The sequence below is a fragment of the Corallococcus sp. AB045 genome (genome assembly GCF_003668895.1).
Lineage (GTDB): Bacteria > Myxococcota > Myxococcia > Myxococcales > Myxococcaceae > Corallococcus > Corallococcus coralloides.
In genome coordinates this window covers 22,415-48,394 of sequence record NZ_RAWN01000018.1, presented here as the reverse complement: position 1 = coordinate 48,394, position 25,980 = coordinate 22,415, and the positions used below count along the sequence as shown (strand labels likewise).

The following is a 25,980-nucleotide window of genomic DNA, read 5'->3' as shown; positions in this document are numbered from 1 at the left end:
CCTGCGACGGGCCGCGAGGAGGCACGCATGCTGACGGTCGCCGTGGATGGGATTTCGCTGCACTACCGGGACGTGGGCCAGGGGTTGCCGGTGCTGCTCATGCACGCCTTCCCGCTGGATGGCTCCGCGTTCGACCAACAGGTGGCCGCGCTGTCCGGGCGCTACCGATTCCTCGTGCCGGACCTGCGCGGCTTCGGGCAGAGCCGGCTGGGTGAAGGCCCCACGGAGATGCGCAAGCTGGCGCAGGACGCGATCGCGCTGCTGGACGCGCTGAACATCGACACGGCGGTGGTGGGCGGCGTGTCCATGGGCGGCTACGCGGCCCTGGCGCTCCTGCGCGAGGACCCGGGCCGGGTGCGCGGACTGGTGCTTTCGGACACGCAGTGCACCGCGGACGACGCCGCCGGGAAGGACAAGCGCGAGTCCACCGCGCAGCAGGCCCTGAAGGAAGGCACCGCGTCCGTCGTCCAGGGGCTGGTGCCCAAGCTGGTCCACGCGGGGCCGGACTCACCGGTGGGCCGCGAGGTGACGAAGCTGGGGCTGTCCGTGTCGCCGGAGTCCATCGCCGCCGCGCAGCGGGGCATGGCGCTGCGGCTGGACAGCAAGGATCTGCTCGCGCGCTACGCGGGGCCCGCGCTGGTCGTGGTGGGAGAGCACGACACCGTGACGCCGCTGGCGAAGGCGAAGCAGATGGCGGACCTGGTGCAGGGCGCGCGGCTGGAGGTCATCCCCGGCGCGGCGCACCTGCCCAACCAGGAACAGCCAGAGGCGTTCAACTCGGTGCTGGACAGTTTCCTCGCGTCGCTGGCCTGATGGGCGGCGTCCCCGTCCTTTAGCCAGGGAAGTGTGCGATGATGAAGTCCTCCGCTCCGGACAACATGTACCTGCCCGACGTCGAGTCGCACGAGTCCGACGGGCACTACGGGAAGATGATCGCCATGGCGCGGGCCGGGGGCATGACGCCGCCGGGCATCTGGCACCTGTTCGCGTTCAAGCCGCGCATGACGGACGCGCTGTCCGCCTTCACCCACGAGGTGATGCGCGGCCCGTCCCCGCTGTCGGCAGGACTGCGGGAGCTCATCGCCGCGTACACGTCGCGGCGCAACGCCTGCGTATTTTGAACGGGCTCTCACGCCGCGGTCGCGGCGGAATTGCTGGGCAGCAAGGAGCACGTCCAGGCGGTGCTGGACGACGTGAAGACGGCCCCCATCCCGGAGGCCGAGAAGGCGCTGTTCGCCTTCGTGGACCAACTCAACGACGCGCCCGGAGACGTGCGCCGCGAGGACGTGGAGCGCCTGAGGGCGGCCGGCTGGTCGGACGAGGCCGTCTACGACGCGGTCTCCGTCTGCGCCCTCTTCAACTTCTACAACCGGTGGATTGACGGCACCGGCGTCCAGGGCCTCTCACCGGCCATGTACGAACGGTCCGCGAAGCGCATGGCCGCGGGCGGCTACCTGCCCGCGCCACCTCCCGGTTCCCCGCCCAGGTCCGGAGGGGAACCGGAGCGCTGACATCACGGCTGGCAGACGACCTGCGAGTCCTGCACGGCGCACGACGAGCAATCCGCCGTCTTCACCAGCACGCCCTGCTTGCACGTGAGGAGCGCGGCGCCGTTCGGGCTGCAAACGCCCTTGTCCTCCGCGTCCATGGCGCACCCGTCGTTCTCCTGGTTGAGGGACGTGTCGCACCGCACGCTGTCCGCCAGCTCCCGGCAGCCCAGCGGCCCCCGGCACGCGAGCGGGCGCCAGGTGCCGTTGCGGCACTCCAGGGCCTGCGCGTCGTCCTGGCACACGTAGTCGCCGCCGTCACACGAGTCGCCCGAACCCGGCCCGCCACAGCCGGAAAGAAGGAAGAAACCGACGAGGGACAAGAGCGCGAGGGGGAGACGGTTCATGGGTGCCGGCGACTCTTTTCGACAGGTTTTTCGCTGTCAACCGCCGCCGAGCGTCTCGCGAAAGTAACGCCGGAAGTTGCCACCCATCACACGTTCCACCCAGGACTCCGGGTGTCGTTTGAGCAGTGCCTCCGTGAGGCGGGGCAGATCCGTCACGTCCCGCATGCCCCGAGGCAGCGCCACCATGCCGTCGTAGTCGCTGCCCACGCCCACGCCCTCCTCCCCCATGACGTCCACGGCGTGCTCCACGTGGCGGACCACGTCGTCCCACGTGTCGCCGCCCAGGTACACCGGCGCCAGGATGATGCCCACCACGCCACCGCGCTGGGCGATGGTGCGCAGGGCCGCGTCGGACAGGTTGCGCCAGCCGCCGCCCGCCGCGCGCACGCCAGTGTGCGAGCAGAAGTAGCGCACCGTGGGGTGCGCGAAGAGGTCCGTGAGCGTCTGTTCGGAGGCGTGCGCCACGTCCACGCTCATCCCCAGGCGGGCCATCTCCTCCATCACCTGGTTCCCCAGCGGCGTCAGTCCCCGGTTGCCCATCATGGGAAACGACGAACCGCCCAGGTCGTTGTTGGACAGGTGCGTGAGCCCCATGAAGCGCACCCCGCGCCGGTGCAGCTCCGCCAGCCTCTCCACCTGACCTTCAATCGCGTGGCCACCCTCCACGCCCAGCACCGCCGACAGCCGCCCGTGCGCGAGGTTGTCCTCCAGCCCCGCCCCCGTGGTGGCGACGCGCACGGTGTCCCCGGAGCGGGCGCAGAAGGCGTCCAGCCTTTCAATCTGCCAGAGCGCGCGCGTCCACTCGCTGCCGCGCGCCTCGCGGGGCCACTTGCGCCACGCGGCGAACAGCGGGAAGCCACCAATGAACGGGAAGCCCCGGGTCACCAGCGTGAAGCACTGCAGCTTCACCCCCGCCTCGCGCAGGCGGGGGAAGTCCACGTGCCCCTCCGTCGACCGTTCGCACAGGTCGCGGTTCCACATCAGTGAATCCGCGTGTCCATCCGCGATGCACCACTGGCGGTGCAGCTCCTTCACGTCACCCATGCCAGCAGTCTTCGTCACGGCCTCCCGCGATGACAAGCGCCCCGGGACCTCCCGCTGTCACGCCTCACGTCCACTCCGCGCCGTCGTCATCGCAGCCGTCCCAGAGGTCGTCCTCCAGCGGGAGCCCCGCTTCCGCCGCCCCGGCCGGGTCCACGAGCGCGTCCGTGCGCACCTCCGCCACTTCGCGCAGCGCTTCAGGGGAACCATAGGGCCGTCCTTGCGCGTTCAGCAGGCCCCGGAGCGCGTCCCGCAGCTCCGCGCCCGTCTGGAAGCGCAGGTCGCGGTCGCGCTGGAGCACCCGCTGGAGCACCGCCCGCATGCCCGGAGACAGCCCCCGCGTGGCCTGCTCCACGTGCGCGGGCGTCAGGCACGCCATGCGCGCGGCCATCAGCGGCGCGGGGAGCCAGCTGGGCGTCTCCGCGCACAGCCCGCGCGTTCCGGGCACGGGCTGGGCCTGCTGCGCGGCGCGCTCCACGTCGTCCAGGTCCAGCAGGTGCAGTCCGGTGAGCAGCTCCAGCAGCACCATCCCCAGGGAGAACAGGTCCGCGCGGCCATCCAGCGGCAGGCCCTCCAGCGCCTCTGGCGAGGCATAGGCCACGTCCCCGCGCACGAGCCCCGGCTCCGTCACCACGCGCCCGGGCATCCGCGACCACGCGAGCGCGAAGTCCGACAGCCGCACCCGCCCGTGCACGTCCACGCGCAGGGAGCGGGGACTGATGTCGCGGTGGACCACGCCCACGGGCAGGCCGCGCGCGTCCTCCAGCGCATGGGCGTGGTGGAGCGCGTCCGCCACCTCCGCGCCCACGTACGCGGCGAACGCCTCCGAGAAGGGCCGCCGCCGCAGCGCCGCGAAGCTGGACAGCGTCTCCAGGCACGGCCCGTCCACGTACTCCGTCACCAGGTGGGGCGCGCCGTCATGCACCCGCACCAGGTACACCGGCGCGATGGCCGGGTGGGACAGCCGCATGAGCAGCTTCACCTCTTCCCGCAGCCGCGCCCGCGCCACGTCATCCGTCACGTCGCGCAGGCGCTTGATGAGCACCAGTCCGCCCGGAGTGCGCGCGTAGTGCCGGCGGGCGAGCAGCAGCTCCCCTCCGGCGCGCGACCCCAGGTAGCGCACCAGCTCATAGGACGTGGCCCCGGTGGTGAAGAGGATGAAGGGCCGGGACGCGGAGGACGCGGGGGGATGGGTGGCCATCGTGGGTGACGCTCCTGACGAAGAGGCGCTTCCCGGGGGTGGGAAGGCATGAGGAACTCCTCACGCCCGCGTCCTACCACCCGGGTCAGACATCCCCATCCGACCCCACCGGGCATCTCCCCGACTAAAAAGGAAACGGCCCCCACCGCGAGGGTGGGAGCCGCCGCCTTCAAGTATTTCCCCAGTCCGTGAAGGACAGGTGCGCGTGAGGCGCGGGGATTACTTGTCCATCTTCTTGATGGGCGCCACCAGGGTCACGTCGCGAGCGACCATGTCCTTGCCGTCCATCACGTAGGAGGCGCGCACCTGCGAGCCTTCCTTGATGTCGTCCAGCTTCACCGCGCGGCTGCCGTTGTCCATCACCGCGGTCTTGTCGTTGGTCTTGATCTTCAGTTCCTTGTTGGTGCTGTCCACCAGCGTCAGCGTGTCACCGGACTTGGACAGCACGCGGCCGTTGACGGTGGTCGCCGCCGCGGCGCTGGTGGTGCCGGCCATGCCGGAGCCGCCCTCGGCCAGGTCCTCGTTCCGGTTGGCCTGGGCCTCGGCCAGGTCCTGCTCCTCGTCGCGCACGTCCTCGTTGGCGCTGGCGATCTTGTCGTTCGCGTCCTGACGGGCCTCCGCGATGTCCTCGTTGGCGTCCTGCTGCGTCGCCGCCAGCTCCTGGCTCTCGTCCTGACGCGCCTCCGCCTTCTCCTGCGCCGCTTCCTGACGGGCCTCGGCGACATCCTCGCGCTGGGCCTGGACATCATCCCTCTTGCAGCCGGTGACCATCGTCAGACCCGCGACCGCCGTCACCGCAATCATGAGCTTCCGCATGTGTGACCGCCCCCTGTGAGTGTGTTCTTGAGTGCCGGTGATTTGTTCCCCGGCGTTGGGCAGAAACTGGTCGCTCCCCCCGTACCTGCACAGCGCTTGGCAACGCGTGGCGGCATGAGCAGGGGCGGCCCGCGCACGAGGGAGGCCCTGGCCGCCCGCCTGCTGGGGAAGCGGAACAAAACGCAAACGAGCGCGAAAAATCCGTTCCCGTGCGCTGAAGCAGGTCTGTTGCGTGGGGGAGGCTGTGCGTTGACAGGGCAGAACCGCCCTTGTACTGGCACCGGCGGGTCCCGTCTGAAGGGGGCCGGAAGGAGCCGTGAGGCCGTGAACGTGTGGGTCAACGGAGAAGCGCGGACGCTGCCAGAGGGCAGCACCCTTTCGTCCCTGCTGGCGCTGTTGGAGCTGGGCAGCGGCCCGGGGGTGGCGGTGGAGGTGAACGCGGAGGTGGTGCGCCGCGCACGTCATCCCGAGCACCGGCTCCAGGACGGGGACCGGGTGGAGATCGTCACCTTCGTGGGTGGCGGGTGAGCGCAGGCCCTGGAGAGGAGACGGTCATGAGCGGCATCGCGGACAAGCCTTTCACGCTGGCGGGGGTGACGTTCACCTCGCGGCTCATCGTCGGCACGGGGAAGTACCCCAGCCACGAGGTGATGAAGCAGTGCCACGAAGCGTCGGGCGCGGAGCTCGTCACGGTGGCGGTGCGGCGGTTGGACCTGAAGGCGACGGGCGAGGCGTCGCTGATGAACTGGATCGACCGCAACAAGATGCGCCTCCTGCCCAACACGGCGCTCTGCTACACGGCCGAGGACGCGGTGCGCACGTGCCGGCTGGCGGAAGAGCTGGGCATGAGCAAGTGGGTGAAGCTGGAAGTGCTTGGCGACGAGAAGACGCTCTACCCGGACGTCGAGGAGACGGTGAAGGCCGCTCGCATCCTGGTGAAGGAAGGCTTCACGGTGCTCCCGTACACCAGCGACGACCCCATCACCGCGCGCAAGCTGGAGGACGCGGGCTGCGCGGCGGTGATGCCGCTGGCGGCGCCCATCGGCAGCGGGCTGGGCATCCGCAACCCGCACAACCTGCGGCTCATCCGCGAGGTGGTGAAGGTGCCGGTCATCGTGGACGCGGGCGTGGGCACGGCGTCCGACGCGGCCATCGCGATGGAGCTGGGCGTGGACGCGCTGCTCATGAACACCGCCATCGCGGGCGCGAAGGATCCGGTGCGCATGGCCGTGGCCATGAAGAAGGCGGTGGAGGCCGGCCGCGACGCGTACCTGGCGGGCCGCATCCCGCGCAAGGCGTACGGCTCCGCGTCCAGCCCCATCGAAGGGCTCGTGGAGTAGCGGTGCCCGCCCTGCCCCGCCTCGTGGTCATCACGGACTGGCGGCTGCCCCGGGCGCGGTTGTTGACCGCGCTGGAGCGGGCGCTGGAGGCGGGGCCGGACGTCGCCGTGCAGCACCGTCACCCGGAGTCTTCCGGGCGGCTGTTCCTGGAGGAGGCTCGGCTCCTGGCGGAGGTGTGCCGGGGCCGGACGCTGTTCGTGAACGGCCGGCTGGATGTCGCGCTGCTCGTGGGCGCGCACCTGCATCTGCCCGCGTCCGGCCCTTCGCCCCGCGACGTGCGCCCGTTCCTGCCCGCGGACCGGTGGGTGAGCGTGGCGGTGCATGACGCGCGTGAGGCGGAAGGCGCGGTGGGCGCGGACCTGGCGCTGGTGAGCCCCGTGTTCGCTCCGGGGTCCAAGCCGGGGGATACGCGCGACACGCTGGGGCCTCATGGATTCAGGGGGCTCGCGGAGCGGCTGCCCTGCCCTGCCCTGGCGCTGGGGGGGATGACGCCGGAGCGGGCTCGGGAGGTGCCGGGGGCCTGGGGTGTCGCGGTCATCTCCGCCGTGCTGGAGGCGGAGGATCCGCGCGCGGCGGCCGGCGCGCTGCTGGACGCATGCCGGCCCCCGCGCGACTGAGGCGGCGCTATGCTGCGCGGCCGTGACGCCCTCCCCGACCTCCGTTGAGCTGCGCCCCCTCGCCATCGGAGAAATCATCGACCGTGCGGCGACGTTCTGGCGCGCGCACCTGAAGCCCCTGTTCGTGCTGGTCCTGGGGTTCGACCTGCTCAACTACATCGCGGTCAAGGCGTTCACCGTCGCGATGACGCGCACGGTGGGCGTGCTGCCCGGGCTGGGCAAGGCTCCCTCGGGCGCGGAGCCCACGCAGGCCTTGACCCAGTCCGGCATCATGCTGGGGCTGATGCTCGTGCTGTACGTGTTCCTCGTGTGGAACTTCTGGGTGGCCACCACGGCGGCGGCCCGGTACGTGATTCCCGCGCGGCTGGGTGAACCGGTGCGGCCCTCGGAAGGTCTGCGGCGGGCCGTGTCGCGCCTGGGCACCCTGACCGCGACCTATCTGCTGTCCATCGTGTGGGCCGCGGGGGTGACGCTCCTCTTGTGCCTGCCCGGCTCGCTCGTCATGGGGCTGGGCGTGGTCGCGGCCGTCACCGGCAAGGGCACTGGCGGAGGAACGGCGCTGAGCATCGCGTTGATCATCATTGGCGCCATCGTGCTGGGCCTGGGCGCGCTGGCGGCGGTGCTCTGGTACTTCCTGCGATTCATGCTCCTGCCGCCGGTGCTGGCCATGGAGGACGTGGGTGCGTGGGCGGCCTTCAAGCGCTCCGGCGCCCTGCTGAAGGGCCGTGTCGAGCCGGGCTTCATGGGCCGGGGCACGGTGCGGGCCATGGTGCTGTCCACCGTGGTGGGCGGCATCCTCATCGCGGTGAGCCTGGTGTCGGGGCTGCCCGCGTGGATCGTCCGGCTCGCCTATGGTGGCAACCTGTTTGATCCGGCGGCGCAGGCGGCCATTCCGCAGGCGCTGCTCGTCCCCGCGGAGCTGTTGCAGGTGGTGGGGCAGTCCTTCTTCACGCCGCTGAGCTTCGTGGTGTCCGCGTTCTTCTACGTGGACATGCGCGTGCGCCGCGAGGGACTGGACCTGGAGCGGCGGATCGCGACCGCGGAGCCGGCGACGCCGTCCCCCTGACAACCCGTGCCCGCCCTGCCCCTGCTCCTCCTGCTGGCCGCCCTGCCCCCGTGCGCAGACCGGGAAGCCGTGTCGCGCCGGCTCGAGGACACGGCGCGCTCGCGGCCGGATGCGTTCAACGCGGAGGTGAACCGGCTGGTGGAGGCGCTGGACGGCGTGCCCCTGCCGCCCGGAACCTCCGGACAGACGGCGCCCGAGCGCGCCACGCAGCTCACCGTGTACCTGGAGGCCGTGTGCGCCCTGGACGCCGAACCGGCCGTGTCGCCCGGCGTAACGAGCGAACCGGAGCGGCTGCGCGCCATCCTCGACCGGCCGGAGTTCGCGAGAGCCCGGCAGCGCAACAGCGACCTGCTGACGCGCCTCCTGCGCGAGCTGCAGAACTGGCTGGAGGGCCTCTTCGAGTCCCGGGGCGCGCAGGGCTTCGCGGTGGCCACGCGCGCGGTGATGCTGGGCGTGGCGCTGGCGGTGGTGTTGTTCGGCGTGCTGCGCGTGCGCTGGAGACGCGGCAAGAAGACCGTCACCGCGCCAGGAGCGGAGGGCGAAGCCGCGCCCCTGGAGCTGGACACGCCCGGAGAACACCTGGGCCGGGCGCGCACCGCGCTGGAGACGGAGGACGCGCGCGAGGCCATTCGCGAGGGTTTGCTGGGCCTGCTGTCCACGCTGGAGCAGCGCAAGCTGGCGCGGCCGGACCGCGTGAAGACGAACCGCGAGCTCGCCGCGGAGCTGCCCACGCGAGGCGCCCCCGCGCGCGTGACCGGTGAAGTTGAGCGGCTGGTCGGCTGGTACGACCGGGCCTTCTATTCGCTGGAGCCGGTGTCGCGCGAAGAGGCCACGCGCTTCGTGGAGTCCGTGGAGCAGCTGCACGGCTCGCTCGCGGAGGGCCGGCCGTGAGGAACACGCGCGTCGCGGTCGTCCTGGGCTTGATGATCGCCGTGGCGCTGGCGGTGGGCCTTGCCTCGCACGAGGCCCCGCCGGATTCCCCCGTGCCGTCCATCACGAACCCGGGCCCACTGGGACTCAAGGCCCTCTTCGTCTACTTGCAGGAACGCGGACGGGACGTCAGCGCGCAGACGTCGTCCCTGGACTCGATTCCCGCCGGCACGCGCACGCTGGTCATCGCCGCGCCGCAAGCCCAGCCCGTGACGAAGGAAGAAGTCGCCGCGCTGGAGCGCTTCGTCCGGGACGGCGGCACGCTGGTGTACCTGTCTCCGCATGCCCTGGGCGAACACCAGCCGGGCATGGAGGACTGGCTGCACATCGTCTCCGGCCCGCTGCCCGGCACGAACCACCAGGGCCTTGCCTCCGAGTGGGTGGATCCCGCTGGCGTCACCGTGGACGTGTGGCTGCCCGCGGGCGCGCTGCGCGACCTGTCGCTCCTGCGCGTGGCCCGGGACCGGAGCCTGCGGGTGGACCACGAGGACGCGGTGCCGCTGGCGGGCCTGGGCGGCGCGGGCGTGCTGTGGCGCTGGGGCCTGGGCCAGGGCGAGGTCTACGTCGCCGCGGGCCCGGACCTCGCGGAGAACCGGCGCCTGGAGCTGCTCGACAACCTGCGCCTCTGGGATGTGCTCGCCGCGCGCGGCCCCCTGCGCTTCGACGAGTTCCACCACGCCGTCATCACCCGCCCGCCCCTGTCCCAGGGCCTCTGGGTCTTCATCGCGCAGAGCCTCGCCGTGGGGCTCGTCTACGTCGTCTCCCGAGGAACGCGCTTCGGCGCACCCCGGCCCGTGCGCGTGGAGCGGCACCGCTCGTCGCGCGAGTACGTGCGCTCCCTGGGCTGGCTCATGCGCCGCGCGAAGGTGGAGGCGGAGCTGCTGCCGGAGCTCGACACCGGCCTGCGACGCCTGATGCACGAGCGCCTGGGCATCGCCCCGTCCCTGCCAGACGCGGAGGCCGCGCGCCTCTTGGAAGAGACCTGCGGCGTGCCCGCGCGCGACTACCTGGACACGAAGGAAGACCTCCTGCGCACGCGGGAGCGCACTCCCATCCGCCCCGCCGATTACACCCGCCTCGCCCGCCGCTACGCCCTGCTGGAGCGCCGCGTGACGGGCCGTGAGGGCGTCCCCCAGGAATGACGAAGGCGCGGTGCCCGGCGCGCTCACACGCCCCGGACCCGCGCCCTCTTGTCGCCCGGTACCGGACCGGACCTACAGCTTCTTGCCCGCCGCGAGCATCGCCTCACCCACGTGCTGACGGATTTCGGCGACGCGCGCCTCCCAGCTCTCGTGGAAGATCTTCTCCGCGCGCTCCCGGTTCGGGCCCGGGTTGTCCGCCAGCGCCGCGTTGACCTGCTTCACGTAGTCCTCCGGCGTGGTGGCGATGCGGCACAGGCCCACCTTGCGGACCTCCGGCAAATCCGACGACACCACCGGCAGGCCGGACGCCAGGTACTCGCGCACCTTCAGCGGGTTGGAGTTGAGCGTCAGCTCGTTGATGACGAACGGGTTGAGCGCCACGTCGAACGCCTTGTTGTAGCCCGGCAGGTCCGCGTACGGCTTGCGCCCCAGCATGTGGATGTTGGGCACCGCGCGCAGGCGGCTGTCGTCGCAGTCCGGCGTCGTCTTGCCCACGATGACCACCGAGCCCTCCGGGTGCGCCTTCGCGCACGCGATGATGGCGTCCTGATCAATCCAGTCCGCCACCAGCCCGAAGAAGCCGATGATGGGCTTGGGCAGCTTCGCGATGTCCTCCGGAATCTTCGTGGCCGGGTCGCACGCCTTCACGAAGTGCGCGTGGTCCGTGCCGTGGCGCACCAGCACCGTGCGAGGGTTCACGCGCTTCTTGTTCTCATACAGGCGCTCCGCGGACGTGATGCACATGTCCGCGCGGCGCAAGAGGCGCTCCTCCAGCTCCGCGATGTGCTTGCCGTTCGTGTCGCTGAACGCGGAGAACTCGTCCACGCAGTGGTACACGACGAAGTCCTCGCCCAGCGTGCCGGACACCGGCGCGGACGCGGGCAGGAAGCTCCAGGAGATGGGGCGCTCGAACTTCAGCTGCTTCATCGCGCGCAACACCTGGAGCCGCAGCAGGTGGCGGTTCGCCTGGCGCACCGTCTCCGAGCCGTAGAACGGAATCGCCAGCGGCGCCAGCACGTGGAGGTTGGGCTCCACTTCCTTGATGCCCTGGGTGAACGTCTTCAGCTTCTTGATGATCCGCTGCGCGTCGTGCGCGTTCGCCTTGGGCGCGCGGTTGCCGATGCTGTTCACCCACAGCACTCGGTTGTCCCGCGAGAGGATCCGCATGATGTGGACCTTCGACAGCGGATCCCCGTCCCAGTCGTTGGAGAACACCACCAGGTCCCGCCCACGAAGGGCCCGCTTCGACAGGTCCATCTCTTCACTGCGCCGCATCGTCTTCTCCTGAAGTCAAAAGTTCCGTGCTGAAAGCCCTGAAGCGCGCCCTCTCACTCGAAGGCGCCCCAACCCGTCCCCACTCCGTCACGCCGCGTTCACGGTTCCTGCACCTGCCATGCCGGACGACAGCAACTCCGCGTACATGTCCAGCATCACCGGCCCCGCATCCGGAGCCGTCACCTTCGCCGGGCCCGCCGCCAGCGCGTCGCGCACCGCCTGCGCCAGCGCCCGCTCGTCCCCGGCCTTGAACAACCGCGTGCCCTCCGGCCGAGCGCACACGTCGCTGGCCACGCACGGCACGCCCAGCGCCAGCGCCTCGCGCACGGAGATGGAGTCCCCGTCGTGCGTCGTGGGCCGGATGAAGACGTCGCTCTGGGACAGGAGCCCCAGCGCCTTCGCGTGCTCCAGTTCGCCCAGGTCCTCCAGCAGCCCCGCCACGCCCAGCTCGCGCGCGTCGCGGATGAACTCCTCGGAGCGCGTGCCCGGGCCGAACAGCGCCAGGCCCACGCCCGGGTGCGCTTCCGCCACGAGCTTCAGCGCGCGGAACATCTGCTTGCGCCCGTACACGGGCGAAGGGTGGTGCGCCATCGCGAGCAGCGGACGTCGCCGGGCCCGCGCGGCCTCCACCTCCGGCGTCACCGGACCGGGCCGCACCTGCGAACCGCAGAAGGCCGGATGCACCACGACCTTCTCCTCCGGCACACCGCACGCGACCACCGCGTCGCGCACCGCCGGGGACACCGCCACCACCCGCGCGTAGCCCGCCAGCGCCGAGCGCGCGAACACGCGCCGGGCCTGGGACTCCGCCAGGTAGTCCGGAATCAGCCCCGAGTGCAGCGTGATGACACGCGGCGAGCGCGGCCCGGGCATGGTGCCCACCAGCGCCGCCAGCACCCACGCCTTCGGGTTGTTGCCGCTGGTGTGCAGGTGGACCGTCCAGCCCGCGGAGGTGAATCCCGCGAGCCGCAGGCCGAAGGCGGCGGCGCCGTGAACGGGGAGGACGTCCGGAGCCGGCCGGCCACCCTTCCCGATATCGAGCACCTTCGCCTCGACCCCGCGGTCGCGCAGAAATTGATGGAGTTGACGGACGTGGATGGCCACGCCCCCGTACGGCGGCGGGTAGTCCCCGACGAGCAGCACGCGCATGAAGGAAGCCCCTTCTCCAACGAAGCGAAGTGCCTAGCGCGCGGAAACCTGCGCGGAGGGGCGTGGGACCTGGGTGAGCTTCGGCGGCGTCCGCGTGGGCAACAGGCCCATCTCACGCTGGTACGTGGTGAGCGGATCCGCGTCCTGGCGGATGACCTTCGCGGGCACGCCCGCGACCACCGCGCCCGAAGGCACGTCCTTCACCACTACCGCGTTGGCGCCAATCACCGCGAAGTCGCCCACGTGGATGTTGCCCAGCACCTTGGCGCCCGCGCCGATGCGCACGTAGTCGCCAATCACCGGCGCGCCCTCCAGCCCGGAGCGTCCGCCAATCGTGACCTGTTGAGAGATGAGGACGTGACGGCCCACCTTCGCCGCCTTGTGGATGACCACGCCGATGCCGCCGTAGCCCAGCTGCGTCCCCTCGCCCAGCTCCGCGTCCTCGGGGATGTAGGAGCTGTGCAGGTAGTAGATGGCCTTGCGCAGAACGGCGGGCAGCAACGGCACCCCCCGCTTCTTCAGCCCATGCGCCATCCGGTACAACGTCATCGCGTCGAATCCCATCACGCCTCTCCTCGCCCTCACCCGAACTCCGTGACGCCTGGAAGGTAGGTACCCACGCGTAGGGAGGGAAGTGCCCCCCACGCGTGCATTACCCGACGGTGAATCAGCCCGCCCGGCGGGGACGGAGGGACTGCAATGCGCTCCACGGGCGAACGCCTTGCGCATACAGGCCCCCCACGTACCCCACCACGAAGAGCAGCCCCGCCACCACCAGCGGCAGCACCCGCCACAGGAAGCCCGTGGGCAGGTTCACCCACGTGTCATGCACGCCGGAGCGCAGCAGGAAGATGCTCCCGCCCGCCGCGAACGCCGCCAGCGACGCCTGCGCCAGCTCCCGCCACGGGATGACGTCCTTGAGCCCCAGCATCCGCTCGGGCGTGGACAGCGCGCGGGGCACGCGGATGAGCAGCATGCCCTTGCCCACCATCTCCGCCAGCGCCCAGGACGCGATGCCGCCCATCATCCCGAAGTGCTTCACGCCCACCCAGAGCAGCGGCACCGTCACCACCGCCTTCACCAGGTACGACGTGAAGATGGCCCGCGTCTGTCCCCGGGCCCGGAGCGTCCCGTCCATGGGCAGGATCGACAGCACCACGCCCAGCACGCTCACCCGGAAGATGGGGACCGCGGGCAGGAACTTCTGGCCGAACATGGCCCCCACGAACTCCGGCGCCGCCGCGAAGAGGAACGCCGCGAACGGCAGGAACACGTACGCCAGCTTGCCGGCCGCCTCCCGGAAGGCCTCCACGCCCTCCTCCAGCCGGCCCTCGCGCTCCAGCTCGCCCAGGCGCACCATCAGCACCTCGCTGGTGGGCGTGTAGAGCAGGTCCACCACCGGCAGCTGGAAGCAGCCCACCCGGTAGAGCGCATACACCGCCGGGGCCACCACGCCCGCCACCGCGTACATGTGCGCGTTCTGCTGGGGGATGGCCAGGCACATCGCCGCGCCGAAGGGCGCCGCGTACACCAGCTGCTCCTTGAACAGCTTCCAGTCCACCAGCGGCCCGGTGGACCCGCGCAGGGACACCAACCACGCGGCCACGTAGCGCAGGCCCGCGAAGCAGGCCACGGCGATCATCATCCCATGCAGGGAGAAGCCCAACAGCGGCGGCAGCACCATCACGCCGGAACGCACCGCGTCCGACGCCAGGTACACCACCGCGGACGCCTTCGTCTTCCCCTGGCTGGTGAGCGAAATCTCCAGCGGGAAGCTGCCCAGGAAGAACGCCGTGTAGAGCGCCAGCGCCGCGCGGTGCTCCATCAGCGCCGGGTTGTTGAAGTAGGCCGCCACGTGGCCCAGGAAGGCCCACACCAGCCCCGCCGCCACGACGCCCGCGCCCGTCACGAAGAGCAGCGCGTGCCCCAGGTAGGGCCGCTTCGCCTCCGCGCGGGGCAGGAAGTAGTAGAGGCTCTGCGCCACGCCGAACGGCAGCACGTACGACAGCGTCGTGGCGATGAGGAACAGCTGGTAGTAGGTGCCGTACTCGTCCAGGTGAAGCACCCGGGCGAGCACGAGCGGAATGGACAGCGTCAGCCCGGCGGTGAACAACCGGGCCAACACCAACGGGCCGGCCCGCCCCAGGAACGACGGGGTCGGGGCCGGCTTGGGTGACGCACTCACTGGAGCTCCTCCGGCTGCGCCGCCTCCGGGGCAAGGGCCACGTTCGGCGCATCCACGACCTGCGCACCCGTCACCGCCACCGCAACCCGCGAGTCCGTCGCGTTCACCGGCGTTGTCACGTCCACGACTTCCACCGGCGTCGCCTTCGCGAGCGTCGCGTCCAGCTCCTGGACGAGCACGTTGGTGTTGTTCATCGGGGCCAGGATGTGCGGCCGGTGACCCAGCACCGGGTGGCTCATGCCCAGCACGCCGAAGCAGTCATCGAACTGGCACACCGTGAGCGCCGACGAGTAGTCCCCCATCATCCCCAGGCTGAAGTTCTCCCACATCACCTTGCGCTTGAGGGCGAACGGGTCGCCGCCCACGCGGTTGGGCAGGTCCTCCGTGGTGACGCCGGAGCGGAACCCGTTCTGGTTGAGCACGCGGATCATCTCATCCGAGTACCAGCCGTTGCAGTACGCGAAGTCCTTCACCTGGACGCCGACCTCGCGCTCGATGGTCTGCTTGGACTCCAGGATCTCCTTCTCCACCACCTCCGTGGGCTCCAGCGTCAGCACCGTGTGGCCCAGCGTGTGCGCGCCGAACTCGAAGCCGTCGCGCGCCATCTGGCGCACCTCGTCCCAGTTCATGACGTCGCCCTGCTCCGGCACCAGGTCCGCGCCGCCGCCCAGCTGCTGCTCCAGCGAGTCGATGATGTCGGTGAGCACGCGCGTCGGGTGCTCGCCGATGAAGTCGTCCAGCGCCGCGGACGTCGTCTTCTGCCCGGTGAGGATGGGCCCCAGCAGCGCCACCGACGGGCTGGGCATGGTGTCGTAGTCCGGACGGAAGCGGCGCTCCTGCACGCGGCGCAGCAGGTGGAACAGCCGGTCGTGGTTGAAGCGCTTGTCCGTGTTGATGAACGCGGTGGGCAGGTAGGTGATGGCTGGCACGCCCATCTGCTTCAGCACCGGGTACGCGTACCGGTACACGTCGCGGTAGCCGTCATCGAACGTCACCACGAACAGGTCCTTCTTCGCGGTGCGGCGGCCCGCCATCACGTCCACCGCGTCGCCAATGCTCGCCAGCTCGAAGCCCGCCGCGTGCGCCTGCTCCAGGTGACGGCGGAACGTCTCCTGGGAGATGAGCAGCCCCGGGATGGAGCGCTGCAGCTCCCCGGTGAAGTCGCTCACCACGCGGTGGTAGCTCACGATGAGGATGCGCCGGCCCCCAGACTGCGAACGGCGGTACGCCGCCATCGCCTTGCGCGCCCCGCTGTAGTGGAGGAACCCCGCCGCCGCCGCCTTCGCCGCCCGCCGCAACACCCTGCCTGCCATCACGCCTCCCTCGCGGCTTTCGCCGTCTGCCCGCTCCCCCCAATGGACCGGGCCCCGCGCCGCCTGTTTGCATGCTGGATGCCAGGGCAGGAAGATGGTGGAAATCCCCCGTAACCCCAGGAAACCCCGTGCCCCCGAGGGCAGGAACGCCCCTCTGGAGGTCGTACCTGGGTGTACCAGGGCAGTCGCGCGCCCACCCGTGGCGAAAACCTTTCAGTCCCCCGGCGAAAGCGGCGGAAGAAGCAGGCGTAAAAACTTCTTGTCCTCCGGCGGGCGACCCCAGGGGTTTCACTGGTGAACAACGGGGTTTAAGGCTACGAAACGGCCCGCCGATGCCCCCTCTCCCCTCTGGATCAGCGCCCGCTCTCGCCCTCCATGACGTGAGCAAGCGCTATGGACGACGGTGGGCGCTGGCGCGGCTCACCTACGCGCTGCCCGCCGGCCGCTCGCTGCTGCTCACCGGTCACAACGGCTCCGGGAAGACGACGCTCCTGCGCCTCGTCGCCACCGCGCTCGGTCCCACCGCGGGCCGGGTGGAGGTGCTGGGCCGGGACGCCGTGAAGGACCGTGAAGCCGTGCGCCACGACGTGGCGCTCCTGTCCCACGCCAGCTTCCTCTATGAGGACCTCACCGCGCAGCAGAACCTGATGGTGCTGGGGCGCCTCTTGGGCGTGGACGCGCCGCGGGACGTCGCGGACGCGCTGCTCAACCGGGTGGGCCTCACCCGCCGCACGGACAGCCCGGTGCGAGGCTTCAGCGCGGGCATGCGCAAGCGCCTGGCCATCGCGCGGCTCCTGATGAAGGCCCCCGCCCTGGCGCTCCTGGACGAGCCCTTCGGTGAGCTGGACCCCGCGGGCATCCAGGACATGGAGGGCGTCATCGCGGAATTGAAGGCGGGCGGAACCACGGTGGTGCTGGCCACGCACCTCATCGAACAGGGCCTGAGCCTGTGCGAGGAGCGGCTGCACCTGCAGGACGGCCGGGCGGTGGCGGCATGAGCCCCCCGAACACGAAGCGCCGCCCGGGCCTGCTGACGACGACGCTCGTCCTCATGCGCAAGGACCTGCTCATCGAATGGCGCACCCGCGCGCGGCTCAACGCGCTGGTGTTCTTCGCCATGGCCACACTGCTGCTCTTCTCCTTCGCGCTGGGCCCGGACACGAAGCTCCTGGAGCGCAACGCGGGCGGCTACCTGTGGCTGGCCATCCTCTTCGCCAGCGTGCTGTCCCTGGGCGAGTCCTTCCGCGTGGAGACGGAGAACGCCTGCCTGGACGGCGTGCGGCTGGCCCCGGCGGACGCTCGCGCCATCTTCCTGTCCAAGGCGCTGGGCAACGCCCTGCTGCTCCTGGCGCTGGCGGTGGTGCTGGTGCCGGTGATGGTGGCCCTGTATGGCGTGCGCATCGTCACCGGGTTCGGTGACCTGGCGGGCATCCTGGTCCTGGGCAGCCTGGCGCTCAGCGCCCCAGGGACCGTGTACGCGGCCATCTCCAGCAATGCCCGGGCCCGGGATGTGCTGCTTCCTCTGCTATTGTTCCCGCTCGTCATCCCAGCCCTCCTCTCCGCCGCCAAGGGCACCACGCTCGTACTCCAGGGTGACCCGATGCAGCAGCTGGGCTCATGGCAGGGGCTTCTGCTGGGGTTCAATCTGATTTACTGGGGCGTGGGCTTCGTGCTGTTTCCCCGGGTCATCGAGGACTGAAGGATGAACAAGTTCGTCAAGTTTGGCCTGCCGGCGGTGACGCTGGCGCTGCTGGGCGCGGGCTGGTGGCTGGGCCTCGCGTGGGCGCCGCCGGACCGGGAGATGGGCGAAGTACAGCGCATCATGTACGTCCACGTGCCGCTCCAGTGGATGGCCATGATGGCCATGTTCATCAACTTCGTGGCCGCGGTGACGTACCTGCTGCGTCAGTCGTGGAAGACGGACGCCATGGCGGAGGCCTCCGCGGAGGTCGGCCTGCTCTTCGGCACGCTCGGCATGATTACGGGCTCCATCTGGGGCCGCCCCACCTGGGGCGTGTACTGGTCCTGGGACCCGCGCCTGACGTCGGAGGCCATCCTGCTGGTGTCCTACACGGGCTACCTGGTGCTGCGGCGCTTCGTGGAGGACCCGGAGAAGCGCGCGGTGTGGAGCGCGGTGGTGGCCATCATCGGGGCCATCAACCTGCCCATCGTGTGGTTCTCCGTGCGCTGGTGGCGCAGCCTCCACCAGGTGCAGTCCAGCCCCAAGACGGTGGACCCGCAGATGGTGCTGCCCCTGCGCGTGTCGGCGTTCGGCATGCTGGCGCTGCTCATCGTCTTCATGGTGCACCGCTACCGCTCCGCGCTCGCGGAGCGGCAGGCGGAGGTGGCGCTGCCGGAGGCGCTGCCCTCGGATGACCCCGCGCTGCGCGCGTCCCATTCCTCGAAGGTGGCCTGAACATGACCTCGCTGACGTCGCTGATGCTGCTGGCCCAGGTGGGCAGTGGCCGTCTCCAGGGTGGTTGGGGGTACGTAGGCGCCTGCTACGGCATCACCGTGGCCGCCTTCGTGCTCTACTCGGTGTCCCTCTGGGCGCGCCGTCCCCGCGCCGCTGCCGATTCGAAGGAGTGAGCCCATGACGCCCGTCAACCGCAACCGCCTCATCGCGCTGGGAGCCCTGCTCTTCGCCGGCGCCGGCCTTGGCTTCATCGCCTTTGGCAACATCGGGGACAACCTCGTCTACTACTGGAGCCCGTCGGAGCTGCTCTCCAACGGGGACAAGGCCTACACGGCCACCATCCGCCTGGGCGGCGTGGTGCAGCCGGGCAGCATCCAGTGGAATGAAGGCCACACCACGCTGGACTTCCGCGTGGCGGACGGCCCGGACGCGGACGCGAAGAGCGTGCACGTGCGCTCGCTGGAGACGCCCCCGCAGATGTTCCGCGAGAAGATCGGCGTCGTGGTGGAGGGCACCTACGACAAGTCCGGCGTCTTCACGTCCAACCGGCTGATGGTGAACCACTCCAACGAGTACCGCGCGCCCAAGGAAGGCGAGGAGCCGCGCAAGTGGCAGGACACGCTGGCTGAAGGCGCCACCACCGCGACCGCGACGCCGCCGGGGGCGCCGTGAACGGAATGCTGGGCTATGGGCTGGTCCTCGCGGGCCTGGCCTTCGCCGCCTTCGGCGCCATCCTGGGACTGGTGGGCGGCATGCGCCGCAACGACGCCAGCTACCCCTGGGTGCTGCGCGCGGTGTGGGGCTTCGCCGCGTGCATGATCGGCAGCAACCTGGTGATGGTGGAAGCGCTCATCAACCACGACTTCAGCGTGAAGTACGTGGCCCAGGTGGGCAGCCGCGCGACGCCGCTCATCTACACCATCGTGTCGCTGTGGAGCGCGCTGGAAGGCTCCATCCTCTTCTGGGGCCTCATCATGGGCGTGTACCTGGCGGCGTTCGCCTGGGTGCACCGCAAGGAGCACGCGCGCTACATGCAGCTGGCGCTGGGCACCATGCTGGCCGTGGGCGTCTTCTTCGCCTTCCTCATCGCGGGCCCCGCCAACCCCTGGGGCGCCGTGTCGCCGGTGCCGGCGGACGGTCCGGGCCCCAACCCGCTGCTGCAGAACCACTTCCTGATGATCATCCACCCGCCCATGCTCTACGCGGGCTACGTGGGCATGACGGTGCCGTTCGGCGTCGCCGTGGCGGGCCTCTTGCGCGGGGAGATTGGTGAAGCGTGGATGGCGCCCCTGCGGCGCTGGACGCTCATCGCGTGGATGTTCCTCACGCTGGGCATCGTGCTGGGCTCCTGGTGGGCGTACGCCGTGCTGGGCTGGGGCGGCTACTGGGCGTGGGATCCGGTGGAGAACGCGTCGTTCCTGCCGTGGCTGACCGCGACGGCGTTCATGCACTCCACCATGGTGCAGGAGCGCAAGCGGATGCTGAAGCTGTGGACGCTGAGCCTCGCGCTGGCGTCGTTCGTGCTCACCATCCTGGGCACGTTCATGACCCGCTCCGGCATCTTCAACTCGGTGCACTCGTTCACCCAGTCGGACATCGGGCCCACGTTCCTCGTCTTCATCGCCGTCCTGCTGGTGGTGTGCATTGGCCTCTTGGCCACACGCGGCCACCTGCTGGCGCCGGAGGGCCGGCTCTCGTCGCTGATGTCGCGCGAGGCGAGCATCCTGGTGAACAACCTGGTGTTCGTGGCCATCACCTTCACGGTGCTGCTGGGCACGCTCTACCCGCTGGTGTCGGAGGCCGTGCGCGGCATCCGCGTGAGCGTGGGTGAGCCGTACTTCAACAAGATGGCGGTGCCGGGCGGCATCGCGGTGCTCTTCCTCATGGGTGTGGGCCCGGTGCTGCCGTGGGGCACGCCGGACAAGGCCACGCTGCGCCGGCAGTTCCTCATCCCCGCGGCGGTGGGCGTGGCCATCACCATCGCCTGCTACGCGGCGGGGCTGCGCGGTGTGTACCCGCTGCTCACGTTCGGCCTGGCGGGCTTCGTCACCCTCATCACCCTGCGCGAGCTGGTGGTGCCGGTGCGCGTGCGCATGACCGAGCGCAAGGAAGGCTTCGTCACGGCGCTGACCACCGCGACGAGCAAGTCGCGCCGGCGCTTCGGCGGCTACGTGGTGCACCTGGGCATCGTGCTCATCATCGTCGCCGTGGCGGCCTCCAGCGCGTACGTGAAGCACACATCCGGCACGCTGAAGAAGGACGGCACGCTGATGCTGGACGGCTACCAGCTGAAGTACCTGGGCCTGTCCAGCGGCGAGGAGCCGCACCGCACCTACGTCGCCGCGCGCCTGGAGGTGACGGCGCCCAACGGCGACGTGACGGAGGTGCGCCCGCGCATGAACTACTACGAGCGGAGCACGGACCCCGTGGGCACGCCCGCGGTGCGTGAGTCGCCGAAGGAGGACCTGTACATCTCGCTGATGGCCTTCAGCGAGACGACGGGCACGGCGAGCTTCAACGTCTGGGTGTTCCCGCTGGTGGGATGGATCTGGTACAGCCTGCCGCTCCTGATGCTGGGCACGCTCATCGCCGTATGGCCTGCGCGCCGGGCGGCGGTGCTGCGCGCGGACGCGCCGACGGTGGGCGCGTCGCCTCCCCTGCCGGGCACGGACGCCGAGCGGGGTGCGGCGTGAAGCGCTGGCGGCTTCCCCTGGTGTTCGCCGCGGTGGGGGCGGCGCTGCTCTTCGTCCTCTTCCAGGGCTTCGGGCGGGATCCACACGAGGTGCCCTTCATGCTGAAGGGCGCGGCCGCTCCGGCCTTCACGCTCAAGCCGCTGGACGGCGGCGACGCCGTGACGATGGCGGACCTGAAGGGCCGCCCGGTGGTCATCAACTTCTGGGCGTCGTGGTGCGGGCCCTGCAAGTACGAGCACCCGGTGCTCGAGTGGGGCGCGCGCGAGCTGGGCGCCCAGGCCGTGTTCATGGGCGTCGTCTTCGAGGACACGGAGCCCAACGCGCGCGACTTCCTGCGCCGCATGGGCGCGAGCTTCCCGCAGCTGATGGATGAACGCTCGCGCATGGCAGTGGACTACGGCGTCGCGGGCGTGCCGGAGACGTACTTCATCGACGCGCAGGGCATCATCCGCGGCAAGCACGTGGGCCCCATCGACCCGAAGACGCTGGCCACCCGGGTGCAGGAGCTGACCCAGCCCGCGGCCCGTCCGACGGCGGAAACCTCGCGCCGGGACTGAGTCAACTCCGCCCGCTTGGAAGGCAGGCACCCGTGAGCCCGAGAGGGCGTCCCGGGGCCGCCTCGCGGGGGCCCTGGAATCCGTAGTAAGTCCCTGCTGTCGGCGTCGTTCGCGAGGGCTTCCCCCGGCCCCTGCTCCAGCGAGGTGGGCTCCCCATGCAGTGCCCCGAGTGCGGTGAAAGCGCGGCGGACGTCCGCCTGATGTACTGCGAGAACTGCGGCGCGAAGATGCCCGCGCGTCCCGCGCCCCCGCCCCGTGCCAGCAGCGCCAGGAGCAACCGCCCCAGCCGTCCCATGTCCGAGCCGGCCTACGCGGCGGAGATCCTGGACGAGGAGGAGGAGGCCCGGCGACAGGGCAGCGGCGCTCCGCCCCCGCGCGGCTCCAAGGCACAGCCTCCGCCAGAGGACGCCTACGAGGACGAGGATCCGTACACGGGCCCCCGCTGGCTGAAGGACGTGCCGGGCCACTCGCAGAGCGTGTTGGGCGTGGGGCTGGTGGCGTTCTCGCTGGTGCTGTCCATCCTGCCCTTCTTCCCCAGCGTGGGCGTGCTGGGGGCCTTGCTGTCGCTGGTGGGCAGCGTGGCGCTCGTCGCGAGGGAGCTGCGCCGCGACGGCAACGCGCCCGGCTGGGTGGACTCCGTGCCGCTGGTGCTGATGCGGCCGGAAATCCCCGCCGCGTTCACGCTGCTGCTGGTGGCGCTGTCGGTGCGGCTGCTCTCCGGCTTCAACCTGCTCTTCCCCATCTGGGCGGCGGGGACGGCGCTCATCGCCGTGGAGCAGTACCGGCTGGTCATCGCGGAGCCGGACGGCGTGGCGCGCCACTTCGACCTGCGCTCGCTCCTGGGCTTCCCCCGGGTGCTGGCGCTGGCGGGCGTGGCGGTGTGCGTGGTGGCGCTCTTCCTGCCGTGGGGCAAGGTGATGGCGGACGGCTCGCCCGTGCCGGACAACGCGCCGGTGCCGGGCAGCGTGCGCGGCGTGCCGTCCGAGCTGCGCGTGATTCCCACGACGCGGCCCTCGGACGACTCGCTCTACAGCGCGGGGGCTGGCGTCGCGTCGCGCTCGGGTTGGGACCTGCCGGTGTCGGAGCTGCCGCTGCTGGTGCTCCTGTCGGTGCTCGTGCTCGCGGCGCTGCGGCCGGACGTGGAGCGCCCGGCCCTCCTCAAGTGGGCGCCGGTGGGCGCGGTGAGCGTGAGCCTGCTCTGGGCGCTCGTGGGGGTGAAGCTCGCGGTGGGCCCCATCGCGTTCCTCCTGGGCCTGGGGGCGGTGGGCTTCCATGCCGTGCGCCAGGCGCTGGGCCGCGACGAGCCGGCCGAGTTCCTGCCACCAGAGGACGACCCCTACGACCCGGACCAGGACCTGGAGACCGAGCCCGACTCGGGCTATCGGGGCTAGGCTGCCGGCTTCAGTCGGAAGGGCTGCCCGGGCGGCGGGCGTGCGGCCCAGGATTCCGTGTGCAATACCCGTCAGGGGGCGGTAGTTAGGGACGGCCCCCGCTGGAGCCCCCGATGAATGCCGTCCTCGTCTCGTTGACCCTCGCCCTGAGCCTTGCCACGGGGCAGTTCGCGCCGCAGCAGGCCGCGAGTGATCCGCTCGCGCCGGCCCAGGAGGCGCGGGTGCAGCAGCTGGCGAAGAAGCTGCGCTGCGCGGTGTGCCAGGGCCTGTCGGTCGCGGACAGCCCGTCGTCCATGGCGCGCGCGCAGCTGGACAAGGTGCGCGAGCTGGTCTCCGACGGAAAGACGGACACCGAAATCGTCGACTACTTCGTGGCGCGCTACGGCGAGTGGGTGCTGCTGGAGCCGCGCGCGGAGGGCTTCAACTGGTTCGTGTGGCTGGGGCCCGTCGCGCTGGTGCTGGGCGGCCTCTTCGTCATCCTGAAGCAGCGTCAGCCATTGCCCGAGGGCGCCGCGCCCGCGGAAGCCGCGCCGGTCCCCTCCCCTTCCACGCCCGCGCCGTCCACGGACGATGCGGACCCCTACCTCCAGGCCGTGCGCCGGGAGCTGGAGCGCTAAGCCATGCAGCCCGAGCCCACCAACTGGTTGCCCGGAATCATCGTCCTGTCGGTCGCCTTCGTGCTGGCGGCCGTGTGGCTCCTCTACATGAAGATGAAGACGGGGAGCGCGCTGCCGCAGGACACCACGACGAAGGCGGACGGCACGGCGGACGACCTGGCGCAGCGGGCGCAGTCGCTCATCGAGCAGCTGCGCACGCTGGAGGCGGAGAAGCACCACTTCACCGCGGAGCACTACACGGCGGAGAAGGCGCGGCTGGAGAAGGAAGCAGCCGCGGCGCTGCGCGCGAAGGACGAGCACCAGAAGCGGCAGGCGGCGGGAGTGAAGGCGCCCGCGCGCAACGTGCCGGCGCCCACGGGTTGGGCGTCGCGCAACCCGCAGATGGTGGGCGCGATGTGGGGGGCGGGCGTGGTGGTCTTCTTCGGAGGGCTGGGCTACCTGCTCGTCTCCGAGCAGAAGCCGCGTGAGGAGGGCCAGATGGGCACGGGCGCGACGCCGCCGGGCATGGCCCAGCAGCAGACGCAGCAGATGCCCGAGATGAACGACGAGCTGGAGCAGGCGCGCCAGCGGCTGGCGTCGAACCCGGGCGACGTGGAGGCCGCGTCGATGCTGAGCCATGAGCTCATCCGTCAGCAGCAGTTCGACGAAGCGCTGAAGGTGACGCTGAAGGGCCTGGCCGTGGATCCGTTCAACGTGGAGCTGCGGGTGCACCGGGGCGTGCTGCGCGCGGCGTCGCAGGGCGACCTGCAGGGCGCGGAGCAGGAGCTGACGGAGCTGGTGGACACGTGGCCGGACGCGCAGGAGGCGCTCATCTTCCTGGGCAGCCTGTCGCTGCGCCGCGGCGACAAGGCCGGCGCGCTGGAGCACTTCGAACGCTTCACGGTGGAAGTGCCCAAGAACATGCAGCCCCCGCAGCTGGCCCCCGCCATCGCCCAGCTGCGCGCGGAAGCGGGCCAGCAGTAGCCGTCCGCACGGAAGGGGCCGGAGCGCCGCCCGGGCGCCAGCTCACCCGGCTGTCTCAGGATGCATGAGATAGGCTTTGGGGAGAAACGAAGCGGGGGTGCGCCGGACGCGAGCCCGGGAGACATACCCGGCGGCGTCCTCGCACCAGTCCACGTGACGGCGCACGGCGCTGGAGAGCTCGAAGGCTTCGCAGGCCCGCTGGCGTGCGGCAGCACCGAGCTGATACCTCGATACCGGGTCGTCCAGCAGGCATTCGAGCGCGGCGGCGAAGCCGGCCTCGTCTCCAGGCTCCACCAGCAGACCGGTCCTGCCGTGATGAATGAGCTCGGGGATGCCGCCGACCCGTGAGGCCACCACGGCACAGCCGCAAGCCATGGCCTCCGCGACGGTGAGACCGAAGGCCTCCACCAGCGAGGGCTGGATGCAGATGTCCGACGTTCCGAGCAGGTCCTGGACGTCGCTGCGCAGCCCCAGGAACTCCGTCTGGTGCTGGAGGCCGAGCTGTACCGCGAGCACACGAAGGGACTGCTGCGCCGGACCATCTCCGACGACGCGCAGGCGCCCCCGGGGCGAGCGCAGGCGTCCGAGCGCCCCCAAGAGGTGGTGCACGCCCTTGCTCTCCACGAGGTTGGCGATGGTGATGAGCTCCACCTTCCCCTCGGGCCGCGAGCGCGCGCGGGGATGGAAGCGCCGGGTGTCCACGCCATTGAAAATGGTGCGGGAGCGGTGGGGATGGAGCCCGAAGCGCCGGCCCTCCTTGACGCGCACGTGCTCGGAGACACCAGCCAGGCTGTGCACGCGGACCATGGTGGCCTGGTTCACCACCCAGCGCAGGCTCCGGCGCACCACGTTCTCGGCCTTGTCGATGAGGTCCGAGTGGGCCGTGTACAACACCTGGGAGGGCCACGCCGCGTAGGCCGCCATCGCGATGCTGCTGCGCGGGGCCAGGAAGTTGAGGTGGATGACGTCATGACCCGCCAGACGCCGCGTCATGCTGACCAGCCCTGAGCGCTCGAACTCCCCCAGGTCATCCACCCGCGCGCCACTCGCCTTCAGCTCCGTGACGAAGGACGGAAGCATGGGCTGGTGAAGCCAGACATCCACCTGGTGACCGCGCCGCGCGGCCTCCCAGCAGAAAGCGTGAATCCAGTCCTCCAACGAGCCCTGCTTGCGTGGAGCCATGCTTATCAGCAGCGCGATGCGAAGCCCCTTCATACGCCCTCCCCCTCGCACCCGTCCTTCCGGACGGAATGCGCGCGCGAGGCCCCGGTCCGAGGCCTCGCTCCCCCTGCTCGCTCACCGTCAGCGAACAGCCCACTCCCCATTCCCTGAGATGAGTTCAGGACCGGCGCTTCGCAAGTTCCACGGATGAAG

General features: G+C 70.6%; 29 protein-coding genes. 19 read left to right on the top strand and 10 right to left on the bottom strand.

What is annotated here, in order from left to right:
- The first annotated feature begins 27 nt into the window (after positions 1–27).
- From D7Y21_RS06900 to D7Y21_RS06890, 3 genes are read left to right on the top strand one after another with little or no spacing between them, the layout of a single operon-like run.
- Positions 28–813 carry an alpha/beta fold hydrolase gene (locus D7Y21_RS06900; RefSeq protein ID WP_121712028.1) on the top strand — a complete coding sequence of 262 codons (786 nt, stop codon included), beginning with the start codon at positions 28–30 and terminating at the stop codon, positions 811–813.
- A gap of 38 nt (positions 814–851) precedes the next feature.
- Positions 852–1,121, top strand: a complete 270-nt coding sequence (locus D7Y21_RS06895) for a peroxidase (RefSeq protein ID WP_121712026.1) — start codon at positions 852–854, stop codon at positions 1,119–1,121.
- A 30-nt stretch (positions 1,122–1,151) separates the two neighbouring features.
- Entirely contained in the window at positions 1,152–1,511 is a 360-nt protein-coding gene (locus D7Y21_RS06890; protein ID WP_120564467.1) for a carboxymuconolactone decarboxylase family protein, read from the top strand.
- Between the two features lie 2 nt (positions 1,512–1,513).
- Here the strand turns inward: D7Y21_RS06890 and D7Y21_RS06885 are convergent, their stop codons facing one another.
- From D7Y21_RS06885 to D7Y21_RS06870, 4 genes are all read right to left on the bottom strand, one after another.
- Positions 1,514–1,894, bottom strand: a complete 381-nt coding sequence (locus tag D7Y21_RS06885) for a hypothetical protein (RefSeq protein WP_120564466.1) — start codon at positions 1,892–1,894, stop codon at positions 1,514–1,516.
- 36 nt (positions 1,895–1,930) lie between these two features.
- On the bottom strand, positions 1,931–2,938 hold the full coding sequence (locus tag D7Y21_RS06880) for a dipeptidase (protein ID WP_120564465.1): 1,008 nt from the start codon (positions 2,936–2,938) through the stop codon (positions 1,931–1,933).
- A 64-nt stretch (positions 2,939–3,002) separates the two neighbouring features.
- Positions 3,003–4,136 carry a serine/threonine-protein kinase gene (locus tag D7Y21_RS06875; RefSeq protein WP_121712024.1) on the bottom strand — a complete coding sequence of 378 codons (1,134 nt, stop codon included), beginning with the start codon at positions 4,134–4,136 and terminating at the stop codon, positions 3,003–3,005.
- Positions 4,137–4,355: 219 nt separating this feature from the next.
- Positions 4,356–4,952: a hypothetical protein gene (locus tag D7Y21_RS06870; RefSeq protein ID WP_120564463.1), complete on the bottom strand. Its 597-nt coding sequence runs from the start codon at positions 4,950–4,952 to the stop codon at positions 4,356–4,358.
- Between the two features lie 324 nt (positions 4,953–5,276).
- On the opposite strand from D7Y21_RS06870, the gene thiS reads away from it, so the two are divergent.
- The 6 genes from thiS to D7Y21_RS06840 are packed head-to-tail and all read left to right on the top strand — an operon-like array spanning position 5,277 to position 10,047.
- Positions 5,277–5,480 (top strand): sulfur carrier protein ThiS, encoded by a 204-nt coding sequence (gene thiS / locus D7Y21_RS06865; protein WP_120530083.1) that lies wholly within the window; start codon positions 5,277–5,279, stop codon positions 5,478–5,480.
- A gap of 26 nt (positions 5,481–5,506) precedes the next feature.
- On the top strand, positions 5,507–6,292 hold the full coding sequence (locus tag D7Y21_RS06860) for a thiazole synthase (RefSeq protein ID WP_014395830.1): 786 nt from the start codon (positions 5,507–5,509) through the stop codon (positions 6,290–6,292).
- Positions 6,293–6,294: 2 nt separating this feature from the next.
- Positions 6,295–6,909 (top strand): thiamine phosphate synthase, encoded by a 615-nt coding sequence (locus tag D7Y21_RS06855; protein WP_120564462.1) that lies wholly within the window; start codon positions 6,295–6,297, stop codon positions 6,907–6,909.
- Between the two features lie 22 nt (positions 6,910–6,931).
- Positions 6,932–7,975, top strand: coding sequence for a hypothetical protein (locus D7Y21_RS06850; protein ID WP_120564461.1), 1,044 nt, complete (start codon positions 6,932–6,934; stop codon positions 7,973–7,975).
- Between the two features lie 6 nt (positions 7,976–7,981).
- A complete protein-coding gene (locus tag D7Y21_RS06845) occupies positions 7,982–8,866 on the top strand; it encodes a DUF4129 domain-containing protein (protein ID WP_121712022.1) in 885 nt (294 codons plus the stop codon).
- A complete protein-coding gene (locus D7Y21_RS06840) occupies positions 8,863–10,047 on the top strand; it encodes a DUF4350 domain-containing protein (protein WP_121712020.1) in 1,185 nt (394 codons plus the stop codon). Before D7Y21_RS06845 ends, D7Y21_RS06840 begins: the two co-directional genes overlap by 4 nt.
- 72 nt (positions 10,048–10,119) lie before the next feature.
- Here D7Y21_RS06840 and exoP read toward each other — a convergent pair whose 3' ends face one another.
- The 5 genes from exoP to D7Y21_RS06815 form a co-directional block, all read right to left on the bottom strand.
- Positions 10,120–11,322, bottom strand: a complete 1,203-nt coding sequence (exoP, locus tag D7Y21_RS06835) for a spore coat polysaccharide biosynthesis glycosyltransferase ExoP (protein ID WP_120564455.1) — start codon at positions 11,320–11,322, stop codon at positions 10,120–10,122.
- 87 nt (positions 11,323–11,409) lie between these two features.
- Positions 11,410–12,471, bottom strand: a complete 1,062-nt coding sequence (locus D7Y21_RS06830; protein ID WP_121712018.1) for a glycosyltransferase family 4 protein — start codon at positions 12,469–12,471, stop codon at positions 11,410–11,412.
- Between the two features lie 33 nt (positions 12,472–12,504).
- Complete coding sequence (locus D7Y21_RS06825) at positions 12,505–13,035, bottom strand: serine O-acetyltransferase (RefSeq protein ID WP_120564453.1); 531 nt, start codon at positions 13,033–13,035, stop codon at positions 12,505–12,507.
- A 103-nt stretch (positions 13,036–13,138) separates the two neighbouring features.
- A complete protein-coding gene (locus D7Y21_RS06820; RefSeq protein ID WP_121712016.1) occupies positions 13,139–14,656 on the bottom strand; it encodes a lipopolysaccharide biosynthesis protein in 1,518 nt (505 codons plus the stop codon).
- On the bottom strand, positions 14,653–15,891 hold the full coding sequence (locus D7Y21_RS06815) for a polysaccharide deacetylase family protein (RefSeq protein WP_233591673.1): 1,239 nt from the start codon (positions 15,889–15,891) through the stop codon (positions 14,653–14,655). Before D7Y21_RS06815 ends, D7Y21_RS06820 begins: the two co-directional genes overlap by 4 nt.
- A gap of 410 nt (positions 15,892–16,301) precedes the next feature.
- On the opposite strand from D7Y21_RS06815, the gene ccmA reads away from it, so the two are divergent.
- The 10 genes from ccmA to D7Y21_RS06770 all read left to right on the top strand — a co-directional run bounded on the left by ccmA (position 16,302) and on the right by D7Y21_RS06770 (position 24,606).
- On the top strand, positions 16,302–16,967 hold the full coding sequence (gene ccmA / locus D7Y21_RS06810; protein WP_120564450.1) for a heme ABC exporter ATP-binding protein CcmA: 666 nt from the start codon (positions 16,302–16,304) through the stop codon (positions 16,965–16,967).
- On the top strand, positions 16,964–17,668 hold the full coding sequence (locus tag D7Y21_RS06805; RefSeq protein WP_120564449.1) for a heme exporter protein CcmB: 705 nt from the start codon (positions 16,964–16,966) through the stop codon (positions 17,666–17,668). Before ccmA ends, D7Y21_RS06805 begins: the two co-directional genes overlap by 4 nt.
- A gap of 3 nt (positions 17,669–17,671) precedes the next feature.
- The gene (gene ccsA / locus D7Y21_RS06800; RefSeq protein ID WP_121712014.1) at positions 17,672–18,385 is read left to right on the top strand and encodes a cytochrome c biogenesis protein CcsA; all 714 of its coding nucleotides are present in this window, start codon (positions 17,672–17,674) and stop codon (positions 18,383–18,385) included.
- Between the two features lie 2 nt (positions 18,386–18,387).
- Positions 18,388–18,558 (top strand): hypothetical protein, encoded by a 171-nt coding sequence (locus D7Y21_RS42160; RefSeq protein ID WP_199735373.1) that lies wholly within the window; start codon positions 18,388–18,390, stop codon positions 18,556–18,558.
- A 4-nt stretch (positions 18,559–18,562) separates the two neighbouring features.
- Entirely contained in the window at positions 18,563–19,057 is a 495-nt protein-coding gene (locus D7Y21_RS06795) for a cytochrome c maturation protein CcmE (RefSeq protein WP_120548240.1), read from the top strand.
- Positions 19,054–21,078 carry a heme lyase CcmF/NrfE family subunit gene (locus D7Y21_RS06790; protein ID WP_121712012.1) on the top strand — a complete coding sequence of 675 codons (2,025 nt, stop codon included), beginning with the start codon at positions 19,054–19,056 and terminating at the stop codon, positions 21,076–21,078. The genes D7Y21_RS06795 and D7Y21_RS06790 overlap by 4 nt, the downstream gene beginning before the upstream one ends.
- Entirely contained in the window at positions 21,075–21,635 is a 561-nt protein-coding gene (locus D7Y21_RS06785; protein ID WP_120564446.1) for a redoxin domain-containing protein, read from the top strand. Before D7Y21_RS06790 ends, D7Y21_RS06785 begins: the two co-directional genes overlap by 4 nt.
- A 155-nt stretch (positions 21,636–21,790) precedes the next feature.
- Positions 21,791–23,026, top strand: a complete 1,236-nt coding sequence (locus tag D7Y21_RS06780; RefSeq protein WP_147443247.1) for a zinc ribbon domain-containing protein — start codon at positions 21,791–21,793, stop codon at positions 23,024–23,026.
- A gap of 113 nt (positions 23,027–23,139) precedes the next feature.
- Positions 23,140–23,643, top strand: a complete 504-nt coding sequence (locus D7Y21_RS06775) for a cytochrome c-type biogenesis protein (RefSeq protein WP_120564444.1) — start codon at positions 23,140–23,142, stop codon at positions 23,641–23,643.
- A 3-nt stretch (positions 23,644–23,646) separates the two neighbouring features.
- Positions 23,647–24,606: a tetratricopeptide repeat protein gene (locus D7Y21_RS06770; protein WP_121712010.1), complete on the top strand. Its 960-nt coding sequence runs from the start codon at positions 23,647–23,649 to the stop codon at positions 24,604–24,606.
- A gap of 42 nt (positions 24,607–24,648) precedes the next feature.
- Here D7Y21_RS06770 and D7Y21_RS06765 read toward each other — a convergent pair whose 3' ends face one another.
- The gene (locus D7Y21_RS06765; RefSeq protein ID WP_120564442.1) at positions 24,649–25,821 is read right to left on the bottom strand and encodes a glycosyltransferase family 4 protein; all 1,173 of its coding nucleotides are present in this window, start codon (positions 25,819–25,821) and stop codon (positions 24,649–24,651) included.
- Positions 25,822–25,980: the final 159 nt, after the last annotated feature.